The organism is Paenibacillus sp. LHD-117 (assembly GCF_030929555.1).
In the GTDB taxonomy this organism is placed as follows: Bacteria; Bacillota; Bacilli; order Paenibacillales; family Paenibacillaceae; genus Pristimantibacillus.
In genome coordinates, this window is record NZ_JAVFVT010000027.1 from 37,419 (window position 1) to 60,015 (window position 22,597).

A 22,597-nucleotide genomic window follows, 5' to 3' on the forward strand; every position below is an offset into this window, starting at 1 on the left:
GGTTCCAAGCTCGTTAACCATGCGCCGCTTCGGCGGCAACCGTCGCGTAGATGGATTGGAGCGGATACAGGCGAAGCGAACGTAGATGAACGTCCCCGCCAACCGCATACAATTCGAGTCCGTCTTCGCCTTCAAGCGGGAACAATTGGTCGGTCATGACAAGACCTCCGTCATTTGCGAACACTTCGAGGGATGAACGATCGAGCCAGAGAGTAAGTTTAATGAGGCGATCCTTCGCTTCTAGCGGCGCTCCGTGCCTGCAGCCGAACTCGGCATGGAAATCCAGGATGCCCGACTCAGTCCGGTCGATAAACAGCTGGCCGGTTCGGACGTCGTAACCGACAACCGTTTGCCCGCCGCCAGCATGCAGCTTGATTCCGAATTCCGCAGCCGTTCCCAGCTCGAATTCCGCTTCAAGCTCCAATTGCCTTCCGCATTGGCCGACGATAAGATCTCGACTTTCGTTAATGCGCTCGTCCTTCCATTGGCTTCCGGATAACCGCAGCTGACGGATGGCGTCAACCAGTTGCTGGACTAGACGAACGCCCTCCCGTTCCTGTCTTAGCGTTAACTTGCGCGTTAACGTCATCGCTCCGCGCCAGCCGACCGTCGGGATCTGGTTAGCATACTTCCAGTTGTTCATCCAGCCGATGAGCAGCCGCTCCGATTCGGTTCCCGGCGCGTCTGACCAAGTGACGCCAGCATAGTTGTCCCGGCCGTAATCCAGCCAAAGCACGGTGTCTGCCGAATGCTCGTTCGTGAACGACAGTCCGTCGAATTCGCCGATAAAGTATTGCGTTCTCGAACCTTCCGGACAAGAAGGATTGTCGCCGATGCTTACGATCAGTACCCACTTCGAAGCCCCGTCGCCGCCTTCGACCGGCAGCTCGAACAGATCGGGACATTCCCAAACGCCATCGTGAGAGCCTTCCTCCGCGCCGAATTCGCTGGCGAACGTCCAATCGATCAGATTGGGCGAGCGGTACAAGAAGAGTCGGTCGCCTGCTGCTAGCACCATGATCCACTGCTCCGTCTGCTCGTGCCAGAACACTTTGGGATCGCGGAAATCCGGATAACGTTCGTCTTCAAGCACCGGATTGCCCGGATACGGAATCCAGGTGCGTCCTTTGTCTTTGCTGTATGCGATGCTTTGGCGCTGCTTGGACGCATCCGAGCCCGGAATCATTTCCGTCTGTGTATAGACGGCTACAAGTCCCGGCTCCCCGCCGAAGAACCCGCTCGTGTCGTTGCTGTCGACAACCGCGCTGCCGGAGAAGATCGTTCCGTTATGATCGGGATACAGGGCGATCGGGAGATGCTCCCAATGCACGAGATCCTTGCTGACCGCATGGCCCCAATGCATCGGACCCCATACGGAGCTGTCCGGATGATGCTGATAGAATAAGTGGTACTCCCCTTCGAAATAAACCATGCCGTTTGGATCGTTCAGCCAATTGGCTTCTGGGGTAAAATGATACTGCGGTCGCAGCGGATGGATTGCATTCGTCTTCATCGGTTTCTCTCTCCTTTTATCTGTCTAAAAAAAATAAATGTTCAAAAAGTCCGGTTTTCAGCACCGAGAAGATTGAAAGAAGCTAGGAACTGAGGAGCGGAGCGTAGTGGAAGCTACGTGAGCACCGGAAGGTCCGGCTGAATTCAAGATTCGATGTCGAATAAACTTCATGGTATACATCGTGATCAAAAGTGGACTTTTTGAACTTCATCTAATGAGGAATACGGCCGGGATGGAGCCGTCTAAGAGAGGCAACATCCCGAGCCGACCTTTCCTAGCTATTACTTTTGTGCTTCCTTGTAACGGTCAAGCGCGGTTTGGTACAATTCCATAAGCTTGCTAAGACCCATATCTTCCACCGTCTTCACGTAGCTGTCCCACGCTTTGTCGTCCAAGCCTTCCACGATAAATTTCGCGCGCTGCGTGTTTACGAATTTGATCAGTTCGGGTTCGATTTGGTTGATCGTATCCAGTTCTTCCGGCAGGAAGAAAATCGTCGGGTAGTTTTCCTTCTCCATGAACGGCTCGTAATATTTTTCCAGATCCGTCTTCCGCTGCTTCGCTCGCGGCTCCATATCGACGATCGTCTTGAAATGTTCGGCCGTAATGACGCCGGCGCCGTTCGGCGCGACCTTCTGGCGGAACTCGCCCATGGATACGCCTTCTTCTAGCGGAAGGTTGACCAGCTTGCCGTTCGCGTCTTTCTCGTAAATGACGCCGATCGGTCCCCAGTGAATTTGCGCGGCCATGTACGGCTCATATTGCTGATCGATCCAGCGCATCGTCGCTTCCGGATGTTCGTTATCTTTCGTAATGACAAAGGCGTTCCTGCCAGGACCGCCGCCGTTGCCTCTTCCGATCGTCTTTTTGCCGGTCGGGCCGGTAAGCGGAGGTACGAGCGCATAGTTGGCCGCTTGCTCCGTGCCGACGACCTCTTCGATTTCCCACCAAACGTAGGAGCCGAGCGACGGGTCCGGCGTTTTGCCTTTCGCCAAATATTGAGGAGCGTCCTGCGTGAACGACTCCGGATCGATCAGGCCTTGCTTATACCATTTCTCGTTGAAATAAGTGAGCGCTTCCTTGTATTCCGGCTGCGTAGCGGTAAAGATCACTTTGCCGTCGCGGACGATCCGGTGCTCCAGATTGTCCGGCAGGCCGAAGGCGCCGAACAAGCCCGCGATATCCATGCACCACTGCATATGCATGAAGCTGAGCGGTATTTCGTCAGCTTTGCCGTTGCCGTTCGGGTCCTTCGTTTTGAAGGCGACAAGCGCTTCCGTATACTCGTCAAGCGTTTCCGGGAATTTCAGTCCCAGCTTGTCGAGCCATTGCTTGTTAATGACATGGAAGAACGGATTCGTGCCGAGTTCGTTCTCTTCCCATGTCGGCAAGCCGTAGATATGGCCGTCGGGAGCGGTAATCGCCGCTTTCACATCCGGCCTTTCCTCGAGCAGCTTCTTCAAATTCGGAGCGTATTGATCGATCAGGTCCTCCAGCGGAATGATCGTGCCGTCTTCGCCGTACGTAATTAATTCATAATCGGAAAATTGCGAAGCATAAAAAGCGTCAGGCAGATCGCCGCTCGCCAGCAGCAGGTTTTTCTTCTCGAGATAGTCGGTGTCCGGAATGTTCGTCCAATTGATATGAACGTTCGTATCCTTTTCGAGACGCTTGAAAATTTCCATTTCGTTATACTCCGGCGCCAGCGCGGCTTTCGGAGAAACGATCTCGAGCGTCAATGTTTCATCGACGATCGGCAATCCCTCTTTGTTGAAGCTCGCTTCCTCGCCGGTCGGTTTGTTGCCTCCGTTCGCTCCTCCATTCTCAGGCGCTTGGTTGCCATTGTTGCCGGTACAAGCGGAAAGCATCAAACTGGCCGTTAAAACCATGCCGACTGCGGTCTTTTTCATCTGTGATGATCCTCCCTTAACGGTTCTATATGTTTATTTATCATCATCCGGGATCCGATCCGCGGTTTTACGTCACCCGGCGATAATCAAGCTGAGTACGGCCTCGCGCCGTATTACCCTTTGATGGAGCCGATCATGACCCCTTTGACGAAATAACGCTGAAGGAACGGGTAGAGCGCCAGCAGCGGCAAGCTTGCGATAATAATGACGCCGTATTTGATCAGCTCCGTCACTCGGAGCTTGGCGGCATACGATTCGACGTCGATCATCATGCTGGAGTTGACCTGATTCTGAACCAGGATGTTTCTCAGCACGAGCTGGAGCGGGAATTTCGATTCTTCGTTCAAATAAATCATGGCGTCAAAAAATCCGTTCCAGAAGCCAACGACGTGGTAAAGCACCATTACCGCGATGATCGGCTTAGACAGCGGCAGCACCATGCGGAGAAAAAATCTCGTATTCGAGCAGCCGTCGATGAATGCAGCTTCTCGCATTTCGTCCGGAATCGTGCTTTGGAAAAACGTGCGTACGATGATGATATTGAACACGCCTGCGGCTCCGGGAACGACAAGCGCCCAAATCGTATTGATCATGTTGAGGTCCTTGATCAGCAAGTAAGTCGGGATCAATCCCCCGCCGAAAAACATCGTGAACATAAAGAACCACATAAACGCGCTCCGGCCGATCAAATCCCTCCGCGCCAGCGGGTAAGCGGCCATTAGCGTGATCGTCACGCTGATCGCGGTTCCTACGATCGCATACAGAAGCGAATTTCCGTAGCCGATCCAGATGGACGAATCCGCGAAGATCCGCTCGTAGCCGTCCAAGGTCAGCCCCTTCGGAAACAGCCATATTTCGCCTGAATAGATCAGGTTAGGATCGCTGAAGGACGCGATGAGCACAAAATAAAGCGGATACAAAATGAGCAGCATACCGATTGTTAGTAGCGTATAGTTGACGATGTCGAACAAGACATCGCTTTTCGTTTTTCGAGCAAGCAGCGTATTCATGGTTATTCCCCCTACCACAAGCTGGTTTCCGTCAGCCGTCTGGCTACCCGGTTTACCGTTATTAGAAGCACTACGTTAATGATGGCGTTGAATAGGCCGATTGCGGCGGAGAAGCTGTATTGCGCCTTTTGAATACCGAGCTCGTAAACATAAGTCGGAATAATGTTCGAAGCCGCGTAATTCAGATCGCTCTGCATCAGGTACGCTTTCTCGAAGCCGACGCTCATGATGTTGCCCAGCGCCAGCACCATCAAAATGATGATCGTGGGCAGAATGCTCGGGATATCGACATGCTTCACCCGCTTCCACTTGCTGGCCCCGTCCATGACGGCCGCCTCGTGCAGCTCGGGATTAACGCCTGCGAGAGCCGCCAAATAAATAATGGTGGCGAATCCCGTTTCTTGCCAAATGCCGGAGAGCACATACAAGGGCCGGAACCAGCTTTCGCTTGCCATGAACAGGACCGGTTCGCCGCCGAAGAATGTGATGACATGGTTCACGATACCGCTGTTCGGGGAGAGGAATACGCCCAGCATCCCCACAAGCACGACGGTCGATATGAAATGCGGCGCGTAGATGACCGTCTGCACGAACTTTTTATATCGTTTCCCTATCATCTGATTGAGCATCAGCGCCACGATAATCGGAACCGGGAAGCTGAAGACGAGCGAGTACACGCTTAACAAAATGGTGTTTTCCATGATCGGCCAAAAGTTGTACGCTTCGAAAAACCGGATGAAATGCTCGAAGCCGACCCACTCGCTGCCCCATATTCCTTTGCTCGCCCGGAAATCCTTGAACGCGATTTGAACGCCGTACATCGGGTAATACCTAAACACGAGATAAATCGCTACCGCCGGCAACAGAAACAAGTAAAGCTCATAGTTTTGTCTGATCTTTACCCAGGTGCGGTTGCCGCGCCCGCTGCTCCCCTTCGTTTGCTGCAGCACTTCCGGCTCTGCCGTTCTCATCTTTCATTCCACCTTCCACCCTCTTGCGCAATCGTTTACGTCATACTCGTAAATCGGTTCTGATTTCATCTTTCATGACGAATTGCGATTCTTTTTCTTCAGAAAAACGTTTACGTAATCGTTTGTCTTGATTATAAGCGCTTTCATGCACACACGTCAAGGCTATTTTTACGGTTTTCTTAGGATTAAGTTTATCAGCCATTTCGATCGTAAGCTTTCGATTAGTTTTCCTATTTTCTTTCAAAAAAATCCGCTTCCCCTGGCGAACCGGCATGGATAAACGCCGGCCCGCAGAGGTTGCGGACGTTTCTTTCGCAGCTGCTAAGGCCGCTAATTCATGAATCCGATCGCCGTTAATAAGCGTCTCAGCATGCTAGGCATCAACTACCCCATAAAGTAGAATATTATGCAATCAATCAATCGTTTGCGCAATCGTTTACGTATCAGTCAAAAAAGAATAGTCAGCTCGATTGTCTGACTATTAGTTTGGCTGTAAGCCTATGTTCCTGCAGCGATGCTGTGGCGTTGTCGATACGCTCCAGCATCACCTCGGCCGCTTTCACGCCTAATTCGAAGGCAGGCTGCTCGATGACGGTAAGCGGAGGCGACGTAATGCGTGTCCATTGGAATTCGTCGTAGGCGACGACGGCCATACGATCGGGAACATTGATTTTTTTCTCCTGCAGGTAAGAGATGACGCCCATCGCCATGACGTTATCCGTCACGAATATCGCCGTCGGCTGCTCCTGAAGCAAGGACTCCGTCATGTTGGATCCGCTGGCGAGCGAAACTTCGCCAATTCGGATAAGGGAAGGATCCGGCGCAATGCCTGCTTCGGACAAGGCATCGAGATATCCGGCGTACCTTTCTTCCGTCGTCGTGAGCGTAAGCGGACCCGAGAGGTAGGCAATTCGCGTATGCCCCTTCGCGATCAGCATTTGAACCGCTTCCTTGGATACGGTTTTGTTGTCCACCACGACGCTGTCCCTTCTGCAATTAACAGGCACTCGGTCCAAATAAATAACGGGATAATCGCCGAACAGCCGCTCGTAATCGAGCTCTCTGCTTGAAGGCGCCATAATGAGGCCGTCGATCATCTGAGAGCCGAGCATCCGGATTTCATCCGTCTCGAACGCCTCTTCCTCGTGGGAATCGCTAAGCACGAGATGGTATTGATGCTGCTTCAGCACGCTTTGAATGCCGGCAGCGACCGACATGAAAAAAAAGTTCGACGTTTCCGAGGCAAGAATCGGCGCCAGAAACGCGATGACAAACGATTTGCGGCTGCGAAGCGATCGTGCCACGGAGTTGATTCGGTAGTTCAAGTCGTCCATCGCCTGGTGGACCTTCTGTTTCGTTTCTTCGGAGACGAACCGCGTGCCGTTAATGACATGCGATACGGTAGCCGTCGAAACATTGGCCTGCTTGGCCACGTCTTTGATGCTTATATTTTTGTTATCAGTCATATTCACACACCTATGTTCCATTCGATTATGCAAATCGTCTACCGCAAGCGAATAATCTAGCGTAAACGTTTACATAGCTTTACTTTATGATATAGGCGTCTGCTTTGTCAATGTTTCTCAAATAAAAAACGATGATGGCACGGGATTATTGTTTTTTGTTCTCCGCTACTCCTGCGTTAGGAATCGATAACCAATGCCGGGTTCTGTTGCGATAAACCGCGGACGCGTTGTGTCTTCCTCCAGCTTCTTGCGAAGATGGCCGATATAAACGCGTAAGTAATGTTGCTCCGTTTCGCTGGCGTGGCCGCCCCACACTTGCTGCAGCAGCTGGCGCTGCGTAATGACTTTGCCCGCGTTAGAAGCCAAAATTTTGAGAAGATCGTATTCGGTAGGCGTCAGCTTGACTTTCTCGCCGCCCAATTCGACGTTCCGTTGGGCCAGGTCGATCACGAGTTCGCCGAACCGAAGTATCGGTTCATTGGCCGACTTGGCGACATGGCGCAGTGCTACGCGAATGCGCGCCACCAATTCCCCCATGCCGAACGGTTTCGTGACATAATCGTCCGCGCCGCCGTCGAGCGCGGCAATTTTATCTTCTTCCCTGTCCTTGGCCGTCAGCACGATAATCGGCACCGAGGACCATTCGCGAATCCTTCTGAGCACGTCCATGCCGCTCATTTCCGGCAGTCCTAGATCGAGAACGATCAGATCCGGATGGCTTATGGACGCTTGCATGACACCCGCTTCGCCGTCGCCCGCTTCGGCGATATCGTAGCGATGCGCCTGAAGCGTTACTTTGAGCAGCTTACGGATTTGGGGTTCGTCGTCGATGATCAAAATTTTGGCGCCTTTCTCGTTTGTGCTCATCGTTATTCGATGCTCCCTTCCCTGTCATTCGGAATCGCATGAGCCTCTCGATGCGCGGGGAGGGTTATCGTCATGACCGTGCCCCGGGCTCCGTTCGGCTCAGCCGTAATCGTACCCCCGTGCAGCTCCACGATTCCTTTGCATATGGCAAGACCGAGGCCGGTTCCCGGCACGTGGCTCGTCATCTTCGCGCGATAAAATTTATCGAAGACGCGTTCTCTTTCAGACTCCTCGATCCCCATTCCGGTATCGGCGACCGCAATGGAGACGGTACCCGCTTCCGCTTTAACCTCGATTGTAATTTCGGAATAATCGGGCGAATATTTGATCGCGTTGCTGACGACGTTCGTCATGACTTGCTCCAGAAGCACCTCGTCGCCCAGGATGATCGGAACCTGCTCGGGAAGACGCACAACCAATCGCCGATGCTTTTGAAAATCTTCGACCTGCTTCAGAACGACGCCGATAATGTCTTCCGCGTCGCACCAATCCTGGCGAAGACGAAGCATGCCGCTCTCGAGCTGGACCATCCCGAGCAGGTTGGACACGAGACGGTTCATCCGAAGTGCGCCGTCGCGGATCGTATGGAGCAGATCCATCCGGTCCTCGTCCGAGAACAGACGGTCTCCTTCGATCATGGCCGAAGCGGATCCGATGATCGTGGCCAGCGGGGTTCGGAGCTCATGCGAGACGGAGTCCAATATCGCGGTGCGAAGCCGCTCCGATTCGGCGGTGAGGTGGGCAAGCTTCGCTTCCTCGCTAAGCTTGACCCGTGCAATGGCGCTGGCTGCCAGCCCTCCAAGCGCTTCGAGAAAAAACAAATTGTCTTTGGAGAGCTCCGCGTTTCCGAGATTGACGCCAAGCACGCCGTGAATTCGATCCTCGGTCCGAAGCGGGATGTACAGACCGGACGAGCCGCTTAGCCTGGCAGCTCCCTTCCCCGCCATGCTGCCGTTCCGGTATACCCAATCAGCGATGGCAAGCTCCGCTTCGCCGCCTCCCCATTCCATGGCGTCTGATGAGGAGACGCTAAGCTCCAGTTCGTCCTTGCGATTGGGCAAGTAGATGGCAGCCTCCTTGCGAATGCTATTCGAGACTTGTTGCGACACGTTCCTCAGCAAGGCTTGAATATCGGTGAAGGCGCTCAGCTCTTTGCTGATGGCATAAAGCGAAGCGGTGTACGCGCCTTTCTGCTCGGACTCTCTTAGCTGTCGTTTCAGCTGGGCCGCCAAGCTTGCCGTCAAGGTGGCAACGATATAGAATACAACGAAGGTTGCGATGTAACGCAAATCCGAAACGGCAAAACTTAAATAGGGCGGGACGAAAAAAAAGTCGAACGAGAGCAGGCCAAGAGTCGCCGCGTAGAGGGAAGGACCTCTTCCCCCGTACACGGCGCTTAGCAGCACCGGCAGCAAGTATAATAGCGCGATATTGACCAAATCGAACGAATCCCGCCATGTGCCAAATAATAGAGTAATAATAACGATCGATACCGTTACCCACAAGTAAGCCCTTTGTTTAACCATCCGCACTCCACATCCTACGATCTTATCAGCACCATCATACACATGAGAGACTTGCGATGGCAACACTTTGCTTTGTATAAAGCAAGGAATGCAGGTATCCCATTTAAGGTTCTGCGTGCTTCAGCTCCGGATCGAAATCGGCCACGACGAGCACATCCATATGCCGTCCCCGGCTTAAGATCGACCTGACGATAGACTTCCGCAGCAAGGACTGCCACCAGCCTCTCGCGGATTGCCCGATAATCATTTGCGTGCTTTTGAAGGAAAAGGCGTGGCCGAGCAGCATGCGGGGAACGTCGCGCCCGGTTTTTGCCAAGGTAACCTCGAACCGGCCTCCAAGCCGTTCCGTTAATTCGCGGATCGCGTCGATCCGCTTCTGATCTTTTTCCAGGATGCTCGGTGACGGATGGACGTACATGACATGCCATTCCGCCTTGAGACGGTGCGCGATCCGGAAGCCCCTCCTGACGAGCCGGTCGGCGTTCGAGCTTAGCGTTACCGCTACGAAAATGCTTTCCCGCCTCCTCCAAGGCCCTCGAAGCGATTCCTTGCGCTCCCATGCTTCAAGCCTTTCATCGACATCATCCGCGATTTCCCTGAGCGCGAGCTCGCGAAGCGCAATGAGATTGCCGGTTTTGAAAAAGTTGCCTAACGCCTGATCGATCTTCTCGGCTGCATAGATTCTCCCTTCGCGCATGCGCTGTCGCAGCCGCTCCGGCGTTACGTCGATCAGCTCGACCTCGTCGGCCAGCTGCAGAATGCGATCGGGGACGGTTTCCCTGACACGGACGCCGGTAATTTGCTCTACCGCGTCGTTCAAGCTCTCCAAATGCTGCACATTCATCGTGGAGATGACCGAAATGCCTGCTTCCAATACGTCCAGAACATCTTCGTAACGTTTTTTGTTTTTGCTGCCCGGCACGTTCGTATGGGCAAGCTCGTCGATGAGCACCACTTCCGGATTCCGCTCCAGAATCGCCGGAACATCCATTTCTTTGAGCTTTGTCCCGCGATAATCGATGACGGCTTGCGGGATAAGCGGCAGGCCGTTAATCTGGCCGATCGTATCCTGCCTGCCATGCGTTTCGAGGAGACCGATCGCGACCTGGATCCCCTTGCGCATCAATGCGTTTCCTTCGCGAAGCATCGTATAAGTTTTCCCGACGCCAGGCGCTGCGCCAAGATACACCTTAAACGTGCCGCGCCGGATGCGGTCGATCTGCCGCTCCACTTCTTGCTCGCTTAACCGTCTGTAAGGCTGCGTCCGGTCGACGCGGGATTGGGACTTGGCCGGCAAAATGCGTTCGCCTTCATGATCCGCCCTGTCCGCGACGAAAAAAACGTCGACGTTCCGGATCCGCCTCAATATGCCGTTCACGATCGAACCTTGCCATAGCTCCTTCCAACGACTGTGCTTGGAATGCCCAAGCACGATTCGTGTTACACCATTGTCCATGGCGTAACGCACCAACGACTTCGGGATATGCCTCCTCCCCGGATACGGGAGCTCCGTGAACGCGGCGCCGATTTTGTCCGTCAGTTTTTCGATCGAACGTTTGAACGTGCTTTCTTCTTTACTCAGCGCGATTCCCCGCTTGACGAAAGACACGACATGCAAATCGCCGTTCAATCGTTTGGCCACCTGCTGGCCGCGGCGGATGTAGATGGAACCGTTCCAATGGTATTGGGCGGACACCAGAATGCGTTCCGTGGCCCCGGAAGGTCCGATCAGGCCTTGTTCCTCCCTATGTTTCTCTAAGGAATCGTTTACGTCTTCCGCCATCAATCGCAAGGCCAGCTCACGCAGTACGCCGAGATTGCCTTTCTTCAGCACCGCGGTATCCTTAACGCCGCACAGGTTCCCTTCGCCGATCCGTTTCAACATCGTCTCCGGCGTCACGTCGATCAGTCGCACCTCATCGGCTGTTTCCAAGGTTTCCGCGGGAACGGTCTCTTCCGCTTCGATGCCCGTCAATCGATAGGCCATGCGGGTCACGCCCTCAAGCTCGTAGACATTGACCGTTGTAATGACGCTGATCCCTCTGCTTAACAAGAAGCGAATATCTTCAAGTCTCGTAGAGTATGTCGCGTCGGGACGGTTCCGGTGGGCGAGACCGTCGACAAGCACAACTTCCGGGTTGCGCGCGATCAATGCATCGAGATTCAAATCTTTTTTCTCCGTCGTCCCCTTATGCCAATGGATGCTCGGCACCCGTTCCAGCGAGCCCAGCTGCTCGACCGTCTCGGGTCTGCCCATTGTGGACACGGCGCAGATGACGACGTCCACGCCTTGTTGTTTGAGCGACTGCCCTTCTAGCAGCATGTGATAGGTTTTTCCCGAGCCGCTAACCGCACCGATGATGATCGTCAACTTCCCACGATGAAGCTTGGAGATCGAGAGCAGGATCTCCTCCGGCGATTTGCGCCTGAACGTCTCCATGGACGTTTCCCCCTTTTGCCGTACGACATGAAAGTACCCTGCCTATGTTTCGGAATAGGCAGGGCGTCATGCTTTATTGTAATGCTTGCTCGAGCGCCATGTTCAGCTTAAGCACGTTTACGCGAGGTTCACCGAAGACGCCAAGATCGCGCCCTTCCGTATGCTGTTTGACCAGCTCTTGTAGCTGCTCAGTTGGAATTCCAGTCAGCTTGCTGATCCGGGGGATCTGAACATCCGCCGACTCCGGCGTAATATGCGGATCCAGACCGGAGCCGGAGTTCGTAATCAGCGCGATTGGCAAATCGCTGATCGGCACGTCGGGATTATCCCGCTTCCACGCTTCGATCGATTCCTTGGTTCTCGCCAGCATATCCGGGTTCGACGGCGCGTAGTTATTCGATCCGGATGCCTCGGCCTTATAGTCGATGCTGGATACGCGGCCATGGAAGTAAGCAGGATCTGCGAACTTTTGCCCGATAAGCTCGGATCCGACGATTTGCCCCTCCGCGTTCTCGATCAAGCTGCCGTTCGCCTGGTGCGGCATGAACAGCTGCGCAAGTCCCGTGCACGCGAGCGGATAGATGATGCCGCAGAGTATAATAAACACTATGCTGGCTCGGATGGCGACAGTCAAGTACGATCCGCCGGACGACTCCGAAGCGCTTCCCGAATGATTCATGTGGTATCCTTCCTTTCTTAAACCCATAGATGGACGATCAAGTCGATGGCCTTAATGCCGACGAATGGCACGATTACACCGCCAAGACCGTAGATTAGCATGTTTTTCCCAAGCAGCTTCGATGCGCTCATCGGTTTGTAAGGCACGCCTTTCATCGCCAGCGGGATCAACAGCGGGATAATGATCGCGTTGAAGATGAGCGCCGATAGAATAGCCGACATCGGCGATCCTAGATTCATGACGTTTAATACACCCATCTCCGGAATCGCGAGCATGAACATGGCTGGAATAATCGCAAAATATTTGGCGATGTCGTTCGCTATGCTGAAGGTTGTCAGCGCGCCGCGCGTCATGAGCAGCTGCTTGCCGATCGAGACGACTTCGATAATCTTCGAAGGGTCGGAATCGAGATCGACCATGTTGGCTGCTTCCTTGGCCGCGGCGGTACCGCTGTTCATCGCGAGTCCAACGTCGGCCTGCGCGAGAGCCGGCGCATCGTTCGTTCCGTCGCCCGTCATGGCGACAAGCTTGCCTTGCTCCTGTTCCCTTCGGATAACCGCGATTTTGTCTTCCGGCGTGCTCTCCGCGATAAAGTCGTCGACGCCGGCTTCAAGAGCGATGGTGGCGGCCGTTAACGGATTGTCGCCGGTACACATAATCGTTTTGATTCCCATCTTGCGAAGCTGGTCGAACCGCTCCCGCATGCCGGGCTTTACGGTATCCTTCAAATAAATCAGGCCATAAATTCGATTGTCTACGGCAACCGCTAGAGGCGTTCCGCCTTTGGATGCGATGGCATTGCCTTTCTCGTCCAGATCTCTCGGAATCGGTCCTCCTTGCGCGGCAACCCATTTTTTCACGGCGTCGACGGCGCCTTTGCGTACTTTGCGCCCATCCTTCAGATCCATCCCGCTCATGCGCGTCTCTGCCTTGAATTCGATAAATTCCGCTCCCTCGGCAAGCTCCGCTTGATATCCGATCTGCTCGGATTTCATAAGCTCAAGCACGGAACGTCCCTCCGGCGTTTCGTCTTTCACTGAGCTGATCGCGGCCCATTGGCCTACCGTTTCCGCAGTTTCGCTTCCCACCGGCGTAAATTGGCTGGCCATCCGGTTGCCGAACGTGATGGTTCCAGTCTTATCCAAAATCATCGTGTTGATATCCCCTGCGGCTTCTACCGCCTTGCCTGACATCGCGATGACGTTGAACTGCGTAACGCGGTCCATGCCTGCGATCCCGATGGCGGACAGAAGACCGCCGATCGTTGTCGGAATGAGACAAACCAGCAAGGCGATCAAGACGGGGACTTCGAGCTCGATGCCTACGTACTTGGCAATAGGCGCAAGCGTGACGATCACGATCAGGAAGATCAGGGTAAGACTCGTCAGCAGCGTATTAAGCGCCAGCTCGTTCGGCGTCTTCTGCCGCTTGGCTCCTTCGACGAGCGAGATCATGCGGTCGATGAACGACTCGCCGGGATCGGTGACGATGCGCACCTTGATGCTGTCGCTGACGACGCGGGTTCCGCCCGTCACCGAGGAGAAATCGCCGCCCGCTTCCTTGATTACGGGAGCGGACTCGCCGGTAATCGCGGATTCGTCGACGGAAGCGAGGCCTTCGATGACTTCCCCGTCGCCGGGTATCGTCTCTCCTTGGGAGACGACGACAATATCGCCTTTGCGAAGCTCGGTGGAATTCACGACCTTAAGGTTGCTGCCGACGAGCTTGTTGGCCGTCAATTCTTGTTTCGATTTCTTGAGCGTATCGGCCTGCGCCTTGCCGCGGCCTTCCGCCAATGCTTCCGCGAAGTTCGCGAACAGCAGGGTGAACAGCAGGATTAGAAACACGGTCAGATTAAAGCCGATGCGTCCGTCGGTGCCGAAATACCCGGGAAACAGCGTCATTAGAAGCACGACGAACGTGCCGACTTCTACGACGAACATGACCGGATTTTTCATCATCGCCACAGGATTTAATTTCTTGAAGCTGTCACTTATCGCACTCTTCACGATCGGAGCCGTCAACAGCGTTTTTCGTTTTGTACTCATCGATTGGTCACCTCATCCATTCCGTTAGCGAAGCGTCAAATGTTCTGCGATCGGTCCAAGCACAACCGCAGGCAAAAACGTGAGCGCTCCAATGATTAATACCGTTCCAAGCAGAATGCCCATGAACAACTTATTATCCGTCCTGAATGTCCCGATCGTCTCGGGCACCCATTGTTTGCGTGCCAGCGATCCGGCCACGGCGAGCATGGCGATCATAGAGACATACCGGCCGAGCATCATGACAAGTCCGGTCGTAATGTTCCAGAATGGCGTATTATCCGCAAGTCCCTCGAAGCCCGAGCCATTGTTGGCCGCCGAGGATGTATATTCGTACAAGACTTGCGTAATGCCGTGGAACCCGGCATTCGTAATCGCGCCTTGGCCAAGATCGGTCATGAAGGCGATCGCCGTAGGACCGAGGATGATGAACGGATGAATGAGGATCACGATCGCGATCAGCTTCATCTCCTTCGGCTCGATCTTCCGCCCGAGAAATTCGGGCGTTCTGCCAACCATAAGGCCAGCTAGGAAGACGGCGAGTATCGCATACATGAGCATGTTCACGAGACCGACGCCTTTGCCTCCGAATACGACGTTCAACATCATTTCGGCCAATGGCACAAGTCCGCCGATCGGCGTCAGCGTATCGTGCATGTTATTAACCGTACCCGTCGTCGCGGCGGTCGTAACGGCCGTGAATAATGCGGATTGCGGAATCCCAAAGCGTACTTCTTTGCCTTCCATGCTTCCTTGCGAAGCGTCGATGCCAAGCCTGTTCATGGCCGGATTGCCTTGCGTCTCCGCGACATATACGGTCGTCAGGAATACGATGAACAAAGTCATCATGGCGCCGAACACGACCCAGCCTTGTTTTTTATTTTTGGCGAACAGGCCGTACGTATAAGGCAATGCCGCCGGCAACAGCCACATGCTCAAGATTTGGATGACGTTCGTCAGCGGATTCGGGTTCTCGAACGGATGCGCCGAGTTGACGCCGAAGAAACCGCCTCCGTTCGTCCCGATATGTTTGATCGACTCCAGCGCCGCAACCGGACCGATCGCGATCGATTGCTGCTCGCCTTCCAGCGTCGTGACGGTAAGCGTCGATTGCAGCGTCTGAGGCACTTGCAGCGCTACAAGAACGAGCGTTACGAGTAGGGCTGCCGGAATGAATATCCTCGTATGCGCTTTGACGAAGTCTTGGAAGAAGTTGCCGATCGTCGCGCCTTTGCTAGTTAACCCTCTTACGAACGCGATCGCAACGGAAAAGCCTGTTGCGGCCGACGTAAACATCATCATCATGATAACGGCCATCTGGGAGAAGTACGTAAGTCCCGTTTCGCCGCTGTAATGCTGCAAGTTCGTATTCGTAATAAAGCTGATCACCGTATTGAAGGCAAGCGTTTGCTCCATCTTGCCGATTCCGTTCGGATTAAGCGGCAGCAAGTCCTGCAGACGCAGGATCAGGTAACTAACCGCGACAAGCACCATATTGGTGAGCAAGAAGCTGAGCGCGTATTTCTTCCAGGTCATGCCGGCTTGCGATTTCAGGCCGATAAGCGAATAGATTACGCGTTCGATCGGACCGAATATACGGTCCGTACGGTTCTTTTCATTCGAAAACACATGATAGACGTAAGTGCCAACCGGCTTGACCAACAACGCAACCACGGCCAAGACGATGGCGATTTGCAAAATGCCCATACGGCATCCTCCTTAAGTGACAATCGAATCAGAATTTTTCGGGATTTACTAGCGCGTAAACGAGATACAAAAATAAAAGCAGTGTAAAGGCGAGTACCACAATCATCGTTTTCCTTCTCCTCCCTCGTCGATTACGCGATTGCACCAATGCATGAATCCGTAAAAGACGCCAAAAGTGACGGCGAGCAAAACAATCATATAGATATCCAACATGGCTAAGCCTCCTCCTTCTGGATTGAATTTTCCTCCATGTCATCGGTAATCAGGAAGGATGTATCCTGGCCACTTGTGTAGAGAACGTAATTGGCGCCGAGTCCCCGATACATCAGCTTCGGCTTGATGCTTTCTGTGACAACGTAGATCGGCTTTACCGTCCATTTTCGGCAAATGAGGATGTACCGGCAGCAAAGATTCATGCTTTTTTCGAATAAGTACACTCTGCCGATGCGGATGTCGGGCATGACCCACGTATCATCATCGATCGTATTGACGGTGATGATGTTCTCTACGCCGAGGCTGCGCATGCGGTCATATTCCTGATTGTTATTCACGATAGCCGCGTACGGGACTCGCTTAAGCTGCAGCGATTTGACGAATTGTTCTCCCACCAGATTGGGAGCCGATACTAAGACGATTTCTTGCGAATTATGCATGGCAGGTATCTCCTCTTTAGGTTTCCGCAGGAAGGCGCAGGCCATTCACGAAGTCCGGAATCACAAATCCATCATAGTACGGGTTTGGATAAAAAGGGGGTAAAGATATCGGCTCCGGGCATAAAAAAAACATAAAAATCGGCCGGACTGCGCGTTTCGAAAACAAAATTGGAAGAAAAGCAGCCCCTTTTCCTAATAAACCTTCTTTTGTCCATGGCAATCGCCGAGAACAAGCGAATATCGCGAATTTTACTTCTATAATGAATTTGGATGATTTTACATGGCCGGATCCGAGGGCGTATCATCGATTTCAAGCCGATTGGCTAACTGCTGACGAGGCTGAACGACTATGTGCGATAAGGGGATGCGGAGATGGGCACGCGAATAGATCCGGAGCCAAAGGTACTCCCGGTTGTTGAAACAGCATTAAACGAGACGCGTATCAATGGGATGGAGTTGTTCGAGATCGATGTCGATCCAGCCTTCGATGCTGGCGCAGGAACGTTCGTCAGATGTCGATACGGTCTATTGAGGATCGTATGCGGAGACCATGCGGGATGGGGTTCATGTACCCTATCGGCTGCCGGACATCGATTCGATATTGTGAGATGGGCATCTTACCTTCATCGACTAAAGCCGATGACCGTCGGCGAAGCGATCGAGTACGCTGAGCGGGAACGTGGCTGCTGGGGAGCATGCAAGTCTGACTTGGTTCTGGAGGCTTTAAGCGATCTGAAGTCTAATGCGGGGAATAATCGCTTCGGGAATAGCGAGGAGCCTGCCTCGATCATGAAGCATGCGACGGCCTATTATAGCGTGTTGTACTAAAAAAACGGCAGTGCCGAACCCCAATCGGTGCTCGGCATACCGCTTTAGTATTTGGCAATAAGCTGGCGGCCTCGCTCGAGGCCGCTCATTTTTTGAGATGATACGGTACCGTCGTAACGATGACATCCTTACGGTAGAGCATGCGGGCCCGAATATAGAAGCTTGTCTGGTTATGCAGGAAGTGGTGCCATCCCTTCTTCGGAATGAATTGGGGGATGATGACCGTTACCTGGTAATTCGCTTCCTTCGCCTTGCGCTCCACCGTATCGATAAACTTCATCAGCGGCTGGATAATGCTGCGGTATGGAGATAACAGCGTGACGAGCCTGACTTCCTGTCCCCATTTCTTCCATTTCTCTTCGAAAACCGCCTCGTCTTCGCGTTCGAACGGAATGTAGACCGCGATGATCTGATTCGCGCCCAACGACTTCGCGTAATTCAGGGAATGTTCGACGACATGCGTGATGCCCGCCACGGGCAGGATGATGACGTTGCCTTCGATCGGAATGGCTGGTTCGCAGGTGGTAAGGCGCAATTGCTCCCCTACGGCTTCGTAATGTTTGTTGATTTTGCGGAACAGTAAAATGATCAGCGGCAGGAAGACGAGCACCGTCCATACTTGATTAAATTTCGTCAAGAAGAACATCAGCGTAACGATCAGACTAATGATCGCTCCGATCGTATTCGTGAGGAGCTTCGCCACCCATCCTTCAGGCTTTTGCCGCATCCACTTGACCATCATCCCGCTCTGCGACAGCGTAAACGGGAGAAAGACGCCGACCGCGTATAGCGGAATCAATTGTTCCGTTTTTCCATGGAACGCGACGATCAGCACAATCGACAGGATCGCCAGGATGATGATCCCGTTCGAATACCCGAGCCGGTCTCCCCTAATCATGAACATGCGCGGAATAAATTTATCTTTCGCAAGATTGACGGCTAGCAGCGGGAAAGCCGTATATCCGGTATTCGCGGCAAGCACCAAAATTAAAGCCGTCGTGCCTTGGATCGCATAATATAGGAAGCCGCGCCCGAAGGTTTGTTCGGCAATCTGGGAGACGACTGTGGCTTCTTCGATCGGCGTGACTCCATAGTAATACGCCAAGAACACGATGCCCGAAAACAATATCGCAAGCAAGATCCCCATGGCCATCAACGTCTTGGATGCATTGTTCGGAGCTGGCGTTTTGAAATTCGGAATGGCGTTCGATATCGCTTCTACACCAGTGAGGGCCGAGCTGCCCGACGCGAATGCTTTCAATAACAAAAACAAGCTGATCCCGGCTACCGGCGTTCCGATCGGTGCGTGTCGTTCGGGCGAAACGCCGCCGGATAAAATATCGAACAGTCCCACCCCGATCAGAATGAATAAGGCTAAGACGAACAGATAAACCGGATAAGCGAGAATTGATGCGGATTCCGTCACTCCCCTGAGGTTCAGAATCGTGATGAGAATGACAAAGCAGACGGCTATCGGCACATTGTATTCATGCAAGCCGGGAAAGGCGGATGTGATGGCGTCCGTCCCTGCCGAGACGCTTACGGCGACCGTCAAGATATAATCCACGAGCAGCGAGCTTCCCGCGATCAACCCCGGATACTTGCCCAAGTTCTCCTTGGAAACGACGTAGGCCCCGCCGCCGTGGGGATAAGCAAAGATGATTTGCCGATAGGACAAGATCAATGCGGTGAGCAGGATCAATACGCCGACCGCGATCGGGATCGAATACCAGAATGCCGACATGCTTACGGTCACAAGCACGAGCAAAATTTGCTCTGGGCCGTATGCGACCGATGACAAAGCATCGGATGACAGAATGGCCAGCGCTTTTTTCTTATTTAGCTTTTGCTCCCCCAGCTCTGTCGATTTGAGAGGTCGCCCGATCAAAATTCTTTTTATGGTTGCAAACAATACCGATCACCGCCACTTGAAGGATAGACATGGTTTTTTCGTGCCACGTTTAATTTCCCCACTTCGGCGGTTTTTAGCATTTACTGCTCTCGCGTGTACATGCTCTGATCCTGCAATCGAACAAGCACTTTGCCGTATCGTCCGCCTTCATGGACGACAACCTGACCGGATGGATAGGTCCGTTCCAAATAATCGGCGACGATCGTTTTGGTCCCTTCATCCAATTGTTGATCGTGTTTGCCGAGCCAAACCATCGCATCCTGTAGCGCTTTTGCATGGTCGACTACCGTCGTTTTCGCTTCCCTCGTTACGATCGATTCATATGCGTAACCCTTAAGGTAGAGCAAATGGAGTAAATAAGCCATCTCCATATTTTCGTGTTTGTGAGGTTGATCGGTCACGAGCGGAAAAATCTCGTTCTTGAGACTGTTTTCCATCGTTCCCGCCGGCAAGCTGATGTAACAAAACTGTTTGGCGCAGCTCATCACCTTCTCCACGCTTTCCCAATCGGTGATGACCGGGCACATGGATACGAAGACGAGATCGAACTTTTTGCGCCAGCCTCTCGCGTCAATGTCGATTTCCTCGAACGGCTCCTTCACGACGGTAACCGTCCCTCCCCCTTCGCCTGCTTGCTTGATGTTATCGTACAGTAGCTCGGCAAGAGGCAGGCATGGCTCGACGGCGGTAACGATAGCGCCTCGCTCCGCGAACGGAACCGAGAATCCGCCCGATGCGGCTCCAATATCGAGGACGGTTGCATCCTGAAAGCGTACCCCTTGTCCTTCGATCCAGTTCATGATCCGTTTCGTCCGCCGTTTGCCCTCGTCGCTGAACACTTCTTTGTTAAAAGAAACCGCCTTATAATCGAAAGCATGCGTAGTATCGATGCCGGCTGCCTTCATTTTGTTTACGCCTGTATGAGGGTCGTTCTTCCATGCTTGCTCCCACTTGGCAGCGTCAAAAAAATCGGTCATTTCGTTAACCTCCATATAAATTAGATTTTAAGGATAAATAATATCTATAATTAAGGCGAAAAAACGCCCAATTAGTGCATGTTCAAAAAGCCCGGTTTTCAGCACCAAGAAGGTTGAAAGAAGCTAGGAAATGAGGAGCGGAGCGTAGCTGGAGGCTACGTGAGCACCGGAAGTTCCGGCTGAATTCAAGATTCGAAGTCGAATAGGCTTCTTGAGAACCATCGTGATCAAAATTGGGCTTTTTAAACAACCTTTATTATTGAACGTTTTTCATCGACTTGGCAAGTTCGTACATCGTCTTGCTTCGTAATTGCTGCTCCATCTTCTCTTCCGCCTCAAGAACGACTTGCTGGATCAAGCATTCCGGCCCGTGGTCCAGGCTGCAATCGAATAAGGAGGTCGTCCCTTCGATCGCGTGAATGATATCGAGGAACGAGATCGTCTCCCAGTTCCGCTTCAGCCGGTATCCGCCGCTCGCGCCCGATGCCGATTCGATCATCCCGGCCTTAACAAGTTTCGTCAAAATTTTGGACAAGTAAGTCGGGGATACGTTCTGCTTCTCGGCAAGCAGCTGCACGCCGATTGGTTTCTCGGGCGTGGCGACCGCAAGAAAAAGCATCGTGTGAAGGGCATAGTTCGTCGCCTTCGAATATTTCATGTCGGAACCCTCCTCTACCGCTTTTACAGACTTCACGAGTCTATAATAACTTTAATGCAAGCAGACGTCAAGCGGCGATGCAATAGGTTATCGATTGTATGGCAATGTCGATATTGATCTTTGTGCTCGTAATGCCATAAAACGAAAGGAGGCCGCCTCTCGCGAGGCGGCCTTCTTTCGTTATGCTTGTCGGCTAGAAACTTGGTTTCGCCGATGAGAGATTTGGTTTCGCCGATGGAAATAAACGTTCAGACGTTCCGATAGAATCAGCATGACGGCCGCGGTCGCCACCAAATAGTAAGGAAAGACGCCGATCGAGAACGTCACTGCGAGAAAACCGACGATCGGCGGGACGAGCGTGCTGCCCGTGTACGCGACCGCCATCTGGTAGCCCATGATCGTCTGCGCGTTTTTTTGGCCGAAGCGGACCGGCGTCTCGTGAAGCAGGCAGGGATAGATCGGCGCGAGACCTAACCCGATGATCAAGAAACCTGCCAATGAGAATGCTTGCGGCAGCGGCAGCACGAGCAGCGCCGCTCCCGACAAAGCCGTCATTTGCCCTATGCGGATAAGCATCCGGTTGCTTAGCTTGAATGTGACGAACCCCGTGATGAATCGGCCGACCGTAATGCCTCCATAGTACATGGAGACCCATTGCGCGGCGACGGAAGCAGGCAAATCTTTGAGCTCGACGAGATAGCTGCTTCCCCATAAACCAACGGTGACCTCGATCCCGCAGTATAACAAAAACGATAGTAGAGAAAATTTAACGCCTTTCAGTCGAAGCGGATGTTTCGGAGCTCCGCCTTCTTCGATTACGGGACTATCATCAATTGCATTGTCGTTGTCAAGGTTCTCCTGACGGCCGTTCCCGTTATTCTTTTTCCAAAGAGGCAACGTGAGGAGCAGCACGATCGCCAGTCCGAATTGAATGGCGGCGACGGTTCCGTACCCGCCTCTCCATGAGCCATCGCCCATCGCGTTCGCCATAATAACGGGACCCATCGTAGCGCCGACACCCCAGAAGCAGTGCAGCCAGCTCATATGATGCGCTTTGTAGTTGGCGGCGACATAATGGTTAAGCCCCGCATCCACGGAACCGCCGCCAAGGCCGAGCGGTATCGCGCACAACACGAGCCAGACAAGCGACGGCGATTGCGAATAGCCGAACAAAGCGGCTGCCGTCATCAAGCAGCTGACGAGCGTTATTTTGCCCGTGCCGAATTTCGCGATCATCTTTCCGCTCGCCAAGCTGGATACGATCGTGCCGGCGGCGATCGTGGTATAAAGCCAACCGGCCGTTTCGAGCGGCGCGTGGAATTCCTTTTGCATGACCGGCCATGCCGTTCCTAATAATGAATCGGGTAATCCTAAACTAATGAATGCCAAATAAATAAGAAGCAAAAAAAATGTTGCCAAATCAGTCACCTTGTTT

The 22,597-nt window shown here is 53.1% G+C and carries 19 protein-coding genes; 1 reads left to right on the forward strand and 18 read right to left on the reverse strand.

The window, feature by feature from the left end:
• Nucleotides 1-13: 13 nt before the first annotated feature.
• The 14 genes from RB620_RS19975 to RB620_RS20035 all read right to left on the reverse strand — a co-directional run bounded on the left by RB620_RS19975 (nucleotide 14) and on the right by RB620_RS20035 (nucleotide 16,787).
• On the reverse strand, nucleotides 14-1,513 hold the full coding sequence (locus RB620_RS19975; protein WP_308097356.1) for a glycoside hydrolase family 32 protein: 1,500 nt from the start codon (nucleotides 1,511-1,513) through the stop codon (nucleotides 14-16).
• 281 nt (nucleotides 1,514-1,794) lie between these two features.
• On the reverse strand, nucleotides 1,795-3,423 hold the full coding sequence (locus RB620_RS19980; protein ID WP_308097358.1) for an ABC transporter substrate-binding protein: 1,629 nt from the start codon (nucleotides 3,421-3,423) through the stop codon (nucleotides 1,795-1,797).
• 113 nt (nucleotides 3,424-3,536) lie between these two features.
• Entirely contained in the window at nucleotides 3,537-4,433 is an 897-nt protein-coding gene (locus RB620_RS19985; protein WP_308097360.1) for a carbohydrate ABC transporter permease, read from the reverse strand.
• A gap of 11 nt (nucleotides 4,434-4,444) precedes the next feature.
• Nucleotides 4,445-5,404, reverse strand: a complete 960-nt coding sequence (locus RB620_RS19990) for an ABC transporter permease (protein WP_308097362.1) — start codon at nucleotides 5,402-5,404, stop codon at nucleotides 4,445-4,447.
• Between the two features lie 40 nt (nucleotides 5,405-5,444).
• Nucleotides 5,445-5,678 carry a hypothetical protein gene (locus RB620_RS19995; protein WP_308097364.1) on the reverse strand — a complete coding sequence of 78 codons (234 nt, stop codon included), beginning with the start codon at nucleotides 5,676-5,678 and terminating at the stop codon, nucleotides 5,445-5,447.
• A gap of 187 nt (nucleotides 5,679-5,865) precedes the next feature.
• Nucleotides 5,866-6,870 (reverse strand): LacI family DNA-binding transcriptional regulator, encoded by a 1,005-nt coding sequence (locus RB620_RS20000; RefSeq protein WP_308097366.1) that lies wholly within the window; start codon nucleotides 6,868-6,870, stop codon nucleotides 5,866-5,868.
• 165 nt (nucleotides 6,871-7,035) lie between these two features.
• Nucleotides 7,036-7,737, reverse strand: coding sequence for a response regulator (locus RB620_RS20005; protein ID WP_308097367.1), 702 nt, complete (start codon nucleotides 7,735-7,737; stop codon nucleotides 7,036-7,038).
• Nucleotides 7,738-7,739: 2 nt separating this feature from the next.
• Nucleotides 7,740-9,263: a DUF4118 domain-containing protein gene (locus RB620_RS20010; protein WP_308097369.1), complete on the reverse strand. Its 1,524-nt coding sequence runs from the start codon at nucleotides 9,261-9,263 to the stop codon at nucleotides 7,740-7,742.
• A gap of 103 nt (nucleotides 9,264-9,366) precedes the next feature.
• Nucleotides 9,367-11,703: a universal stress protein gene (locus RB620_RS20015; RefSeq protein ID WP_308097371.1), complete on the reverse strand. Its 2,337-nt coding sequence runs from the start codon at nucleotides 11,701-11,703 to the stop codon at nucleotides 9,367-9,369.
• Nucleotides 11,704-11,776: 73 nt separating this feature from the next.
• Nucleotides 11,777-12,382 carry a potassium-transporting ATPase subunit KdpC gene (kdpC, locus tag RB620_RS20020; protein WP_308097373.1) on the reverse strand — a complete coding sequence of 202 codons (606 nt, stop codon included), beginning with the start codon at nucleotides 12,380-12,382 and terminating at the stop codon, nucleotides 11,777-11,779.
• A 17-nt stretch (nucleotides 12,383-12,399) separates the two neighbouring features.
• Complete coding sequence (kdpB, locus tag RB620_RS20025) at nucleotides 12,400-14,430, reverse strand: potassium-transporting ATPase subunit KdpB (protein WP_308097375.1); 2,031 nt, start codon at nucleotides 14,428-14,430, stop codon at nucleotides 12,400-12,402.
• 24 nt (nucleotides 14,431-14,454) lie between these two features.
• Nucleotides 14,455-16,134 carry a potassium-transporting ATPase subunit KdpA gene (gene kdpA, locus RB620_RS20030; protein WP_308097377.1) on the reverse strand — a complete coding sequence of 560 codons (1,680 nt, stop codon included), beginning with the start codon at nucleotides 16,132-16,134 and terminating at the stop codon, nucleotides 14,455-14,457.
• 28 nt (nucleotides 16,135-16,162) lie between these two features.
• Complete coding sequence (gene kdpF, locus RB620_RS30390) at nucleotides 16,163-16,240, reverse strand: K(+)-transporting ATPase subunit F (protein WP_374121436.1); 78 nt, start codon at nucleotides 16,238-16,240, stop codon at nucleotides 16,163-16,165.
• A 109-nt stretch (nucleotides 16,241-16,349) separates the two neighbouring features.
• Complete coding sequence (locus RB620_RS20035; RefSeq protein WP_308097379.1) at nucleotides 16,350-16,787, reverse strand: hypothetical protein; 438 nt, start codon at nucleotides 16,785-16,787, stop codon at nucleotides 16,350-16,352.
• 372 nt (nucleotides 16,788-17,159) lie between these two features.
• On the opposite strand from RB620_RS20035, the gene RB620_RS20040 reads away from it, so the two are divergent.
• Complete coding sequence (locus RB620_RS20040; protein WP_308097381.1) at nucleotides 17,160-17,615, forward strand: hypothetical protein; 456 nt, start codon at nucleotides 17,160-17,162, stop codon at nucleotides 17,613-17,615.
• An 85-nt stretch (nucleotides 17,616-17,700) separates the two neighbouring features.
• Here the strand turns inward: RB620_RS20040 and RB620_RS20045 are convergent, their stop codons facing one another.
• From RB620_RS20045 to RB620_RS20060, 4 genes are all read right to left on the reverse strand, one after another.
• Nucleotides 17,701-19,527, reverse strand: a complete 1,827-nt coding sequence (locus RB620_RS20045) for an APC family permease (protein ID WP_308097383.1) — start codon at nucleotides 19,525-19,527, stop codon at nucleotides 17,701-17,703.
• An 80-nt stretch (nucleotides 19,528-19,607) separates the two neighbouring features.
• Complete coding sequence (locus tag RB620_RS20050) at nucleotides 19,608-20,504, reverse strand: class I SAM-dependent methyltransferase (protein WP_308097385.1); 897 nt, start codon at nucleotides 20,502-20,504, stop codon at nucleotides 19,608-19,610.
• Nucleotides 20,505-20,760: 256 nt separating this feature from the next.
• Nucleotides 20,761-21,162: an RrF2 family transcriptional regulator gene (locus tag RB620_RS20055; protein ID WP_308097387.1), complete on the reverse strand. Its 402-nt coding sequence runs from the start codon at nucleotides 21,160-21,162 to the stop codon at nucleotides 20,761-20,763.
• Nucleotides 21,163-21,342: 180 nt separating this feature from the next.
• Nucleotides 21,343-22,581: an MFS transporter gene (locus tag RB620_RS20060; RefSeq protein ID WP_308097390.1), complete on the reverse strand. Its 1,239-nt coding sequence runs from the start codon at nucleotides 22,579-22,581 to the stop codon at nucleotides 21,343-21,345.
• Nucleotides 22,582-22,597 lie beyond the last annotated feature (16 nt).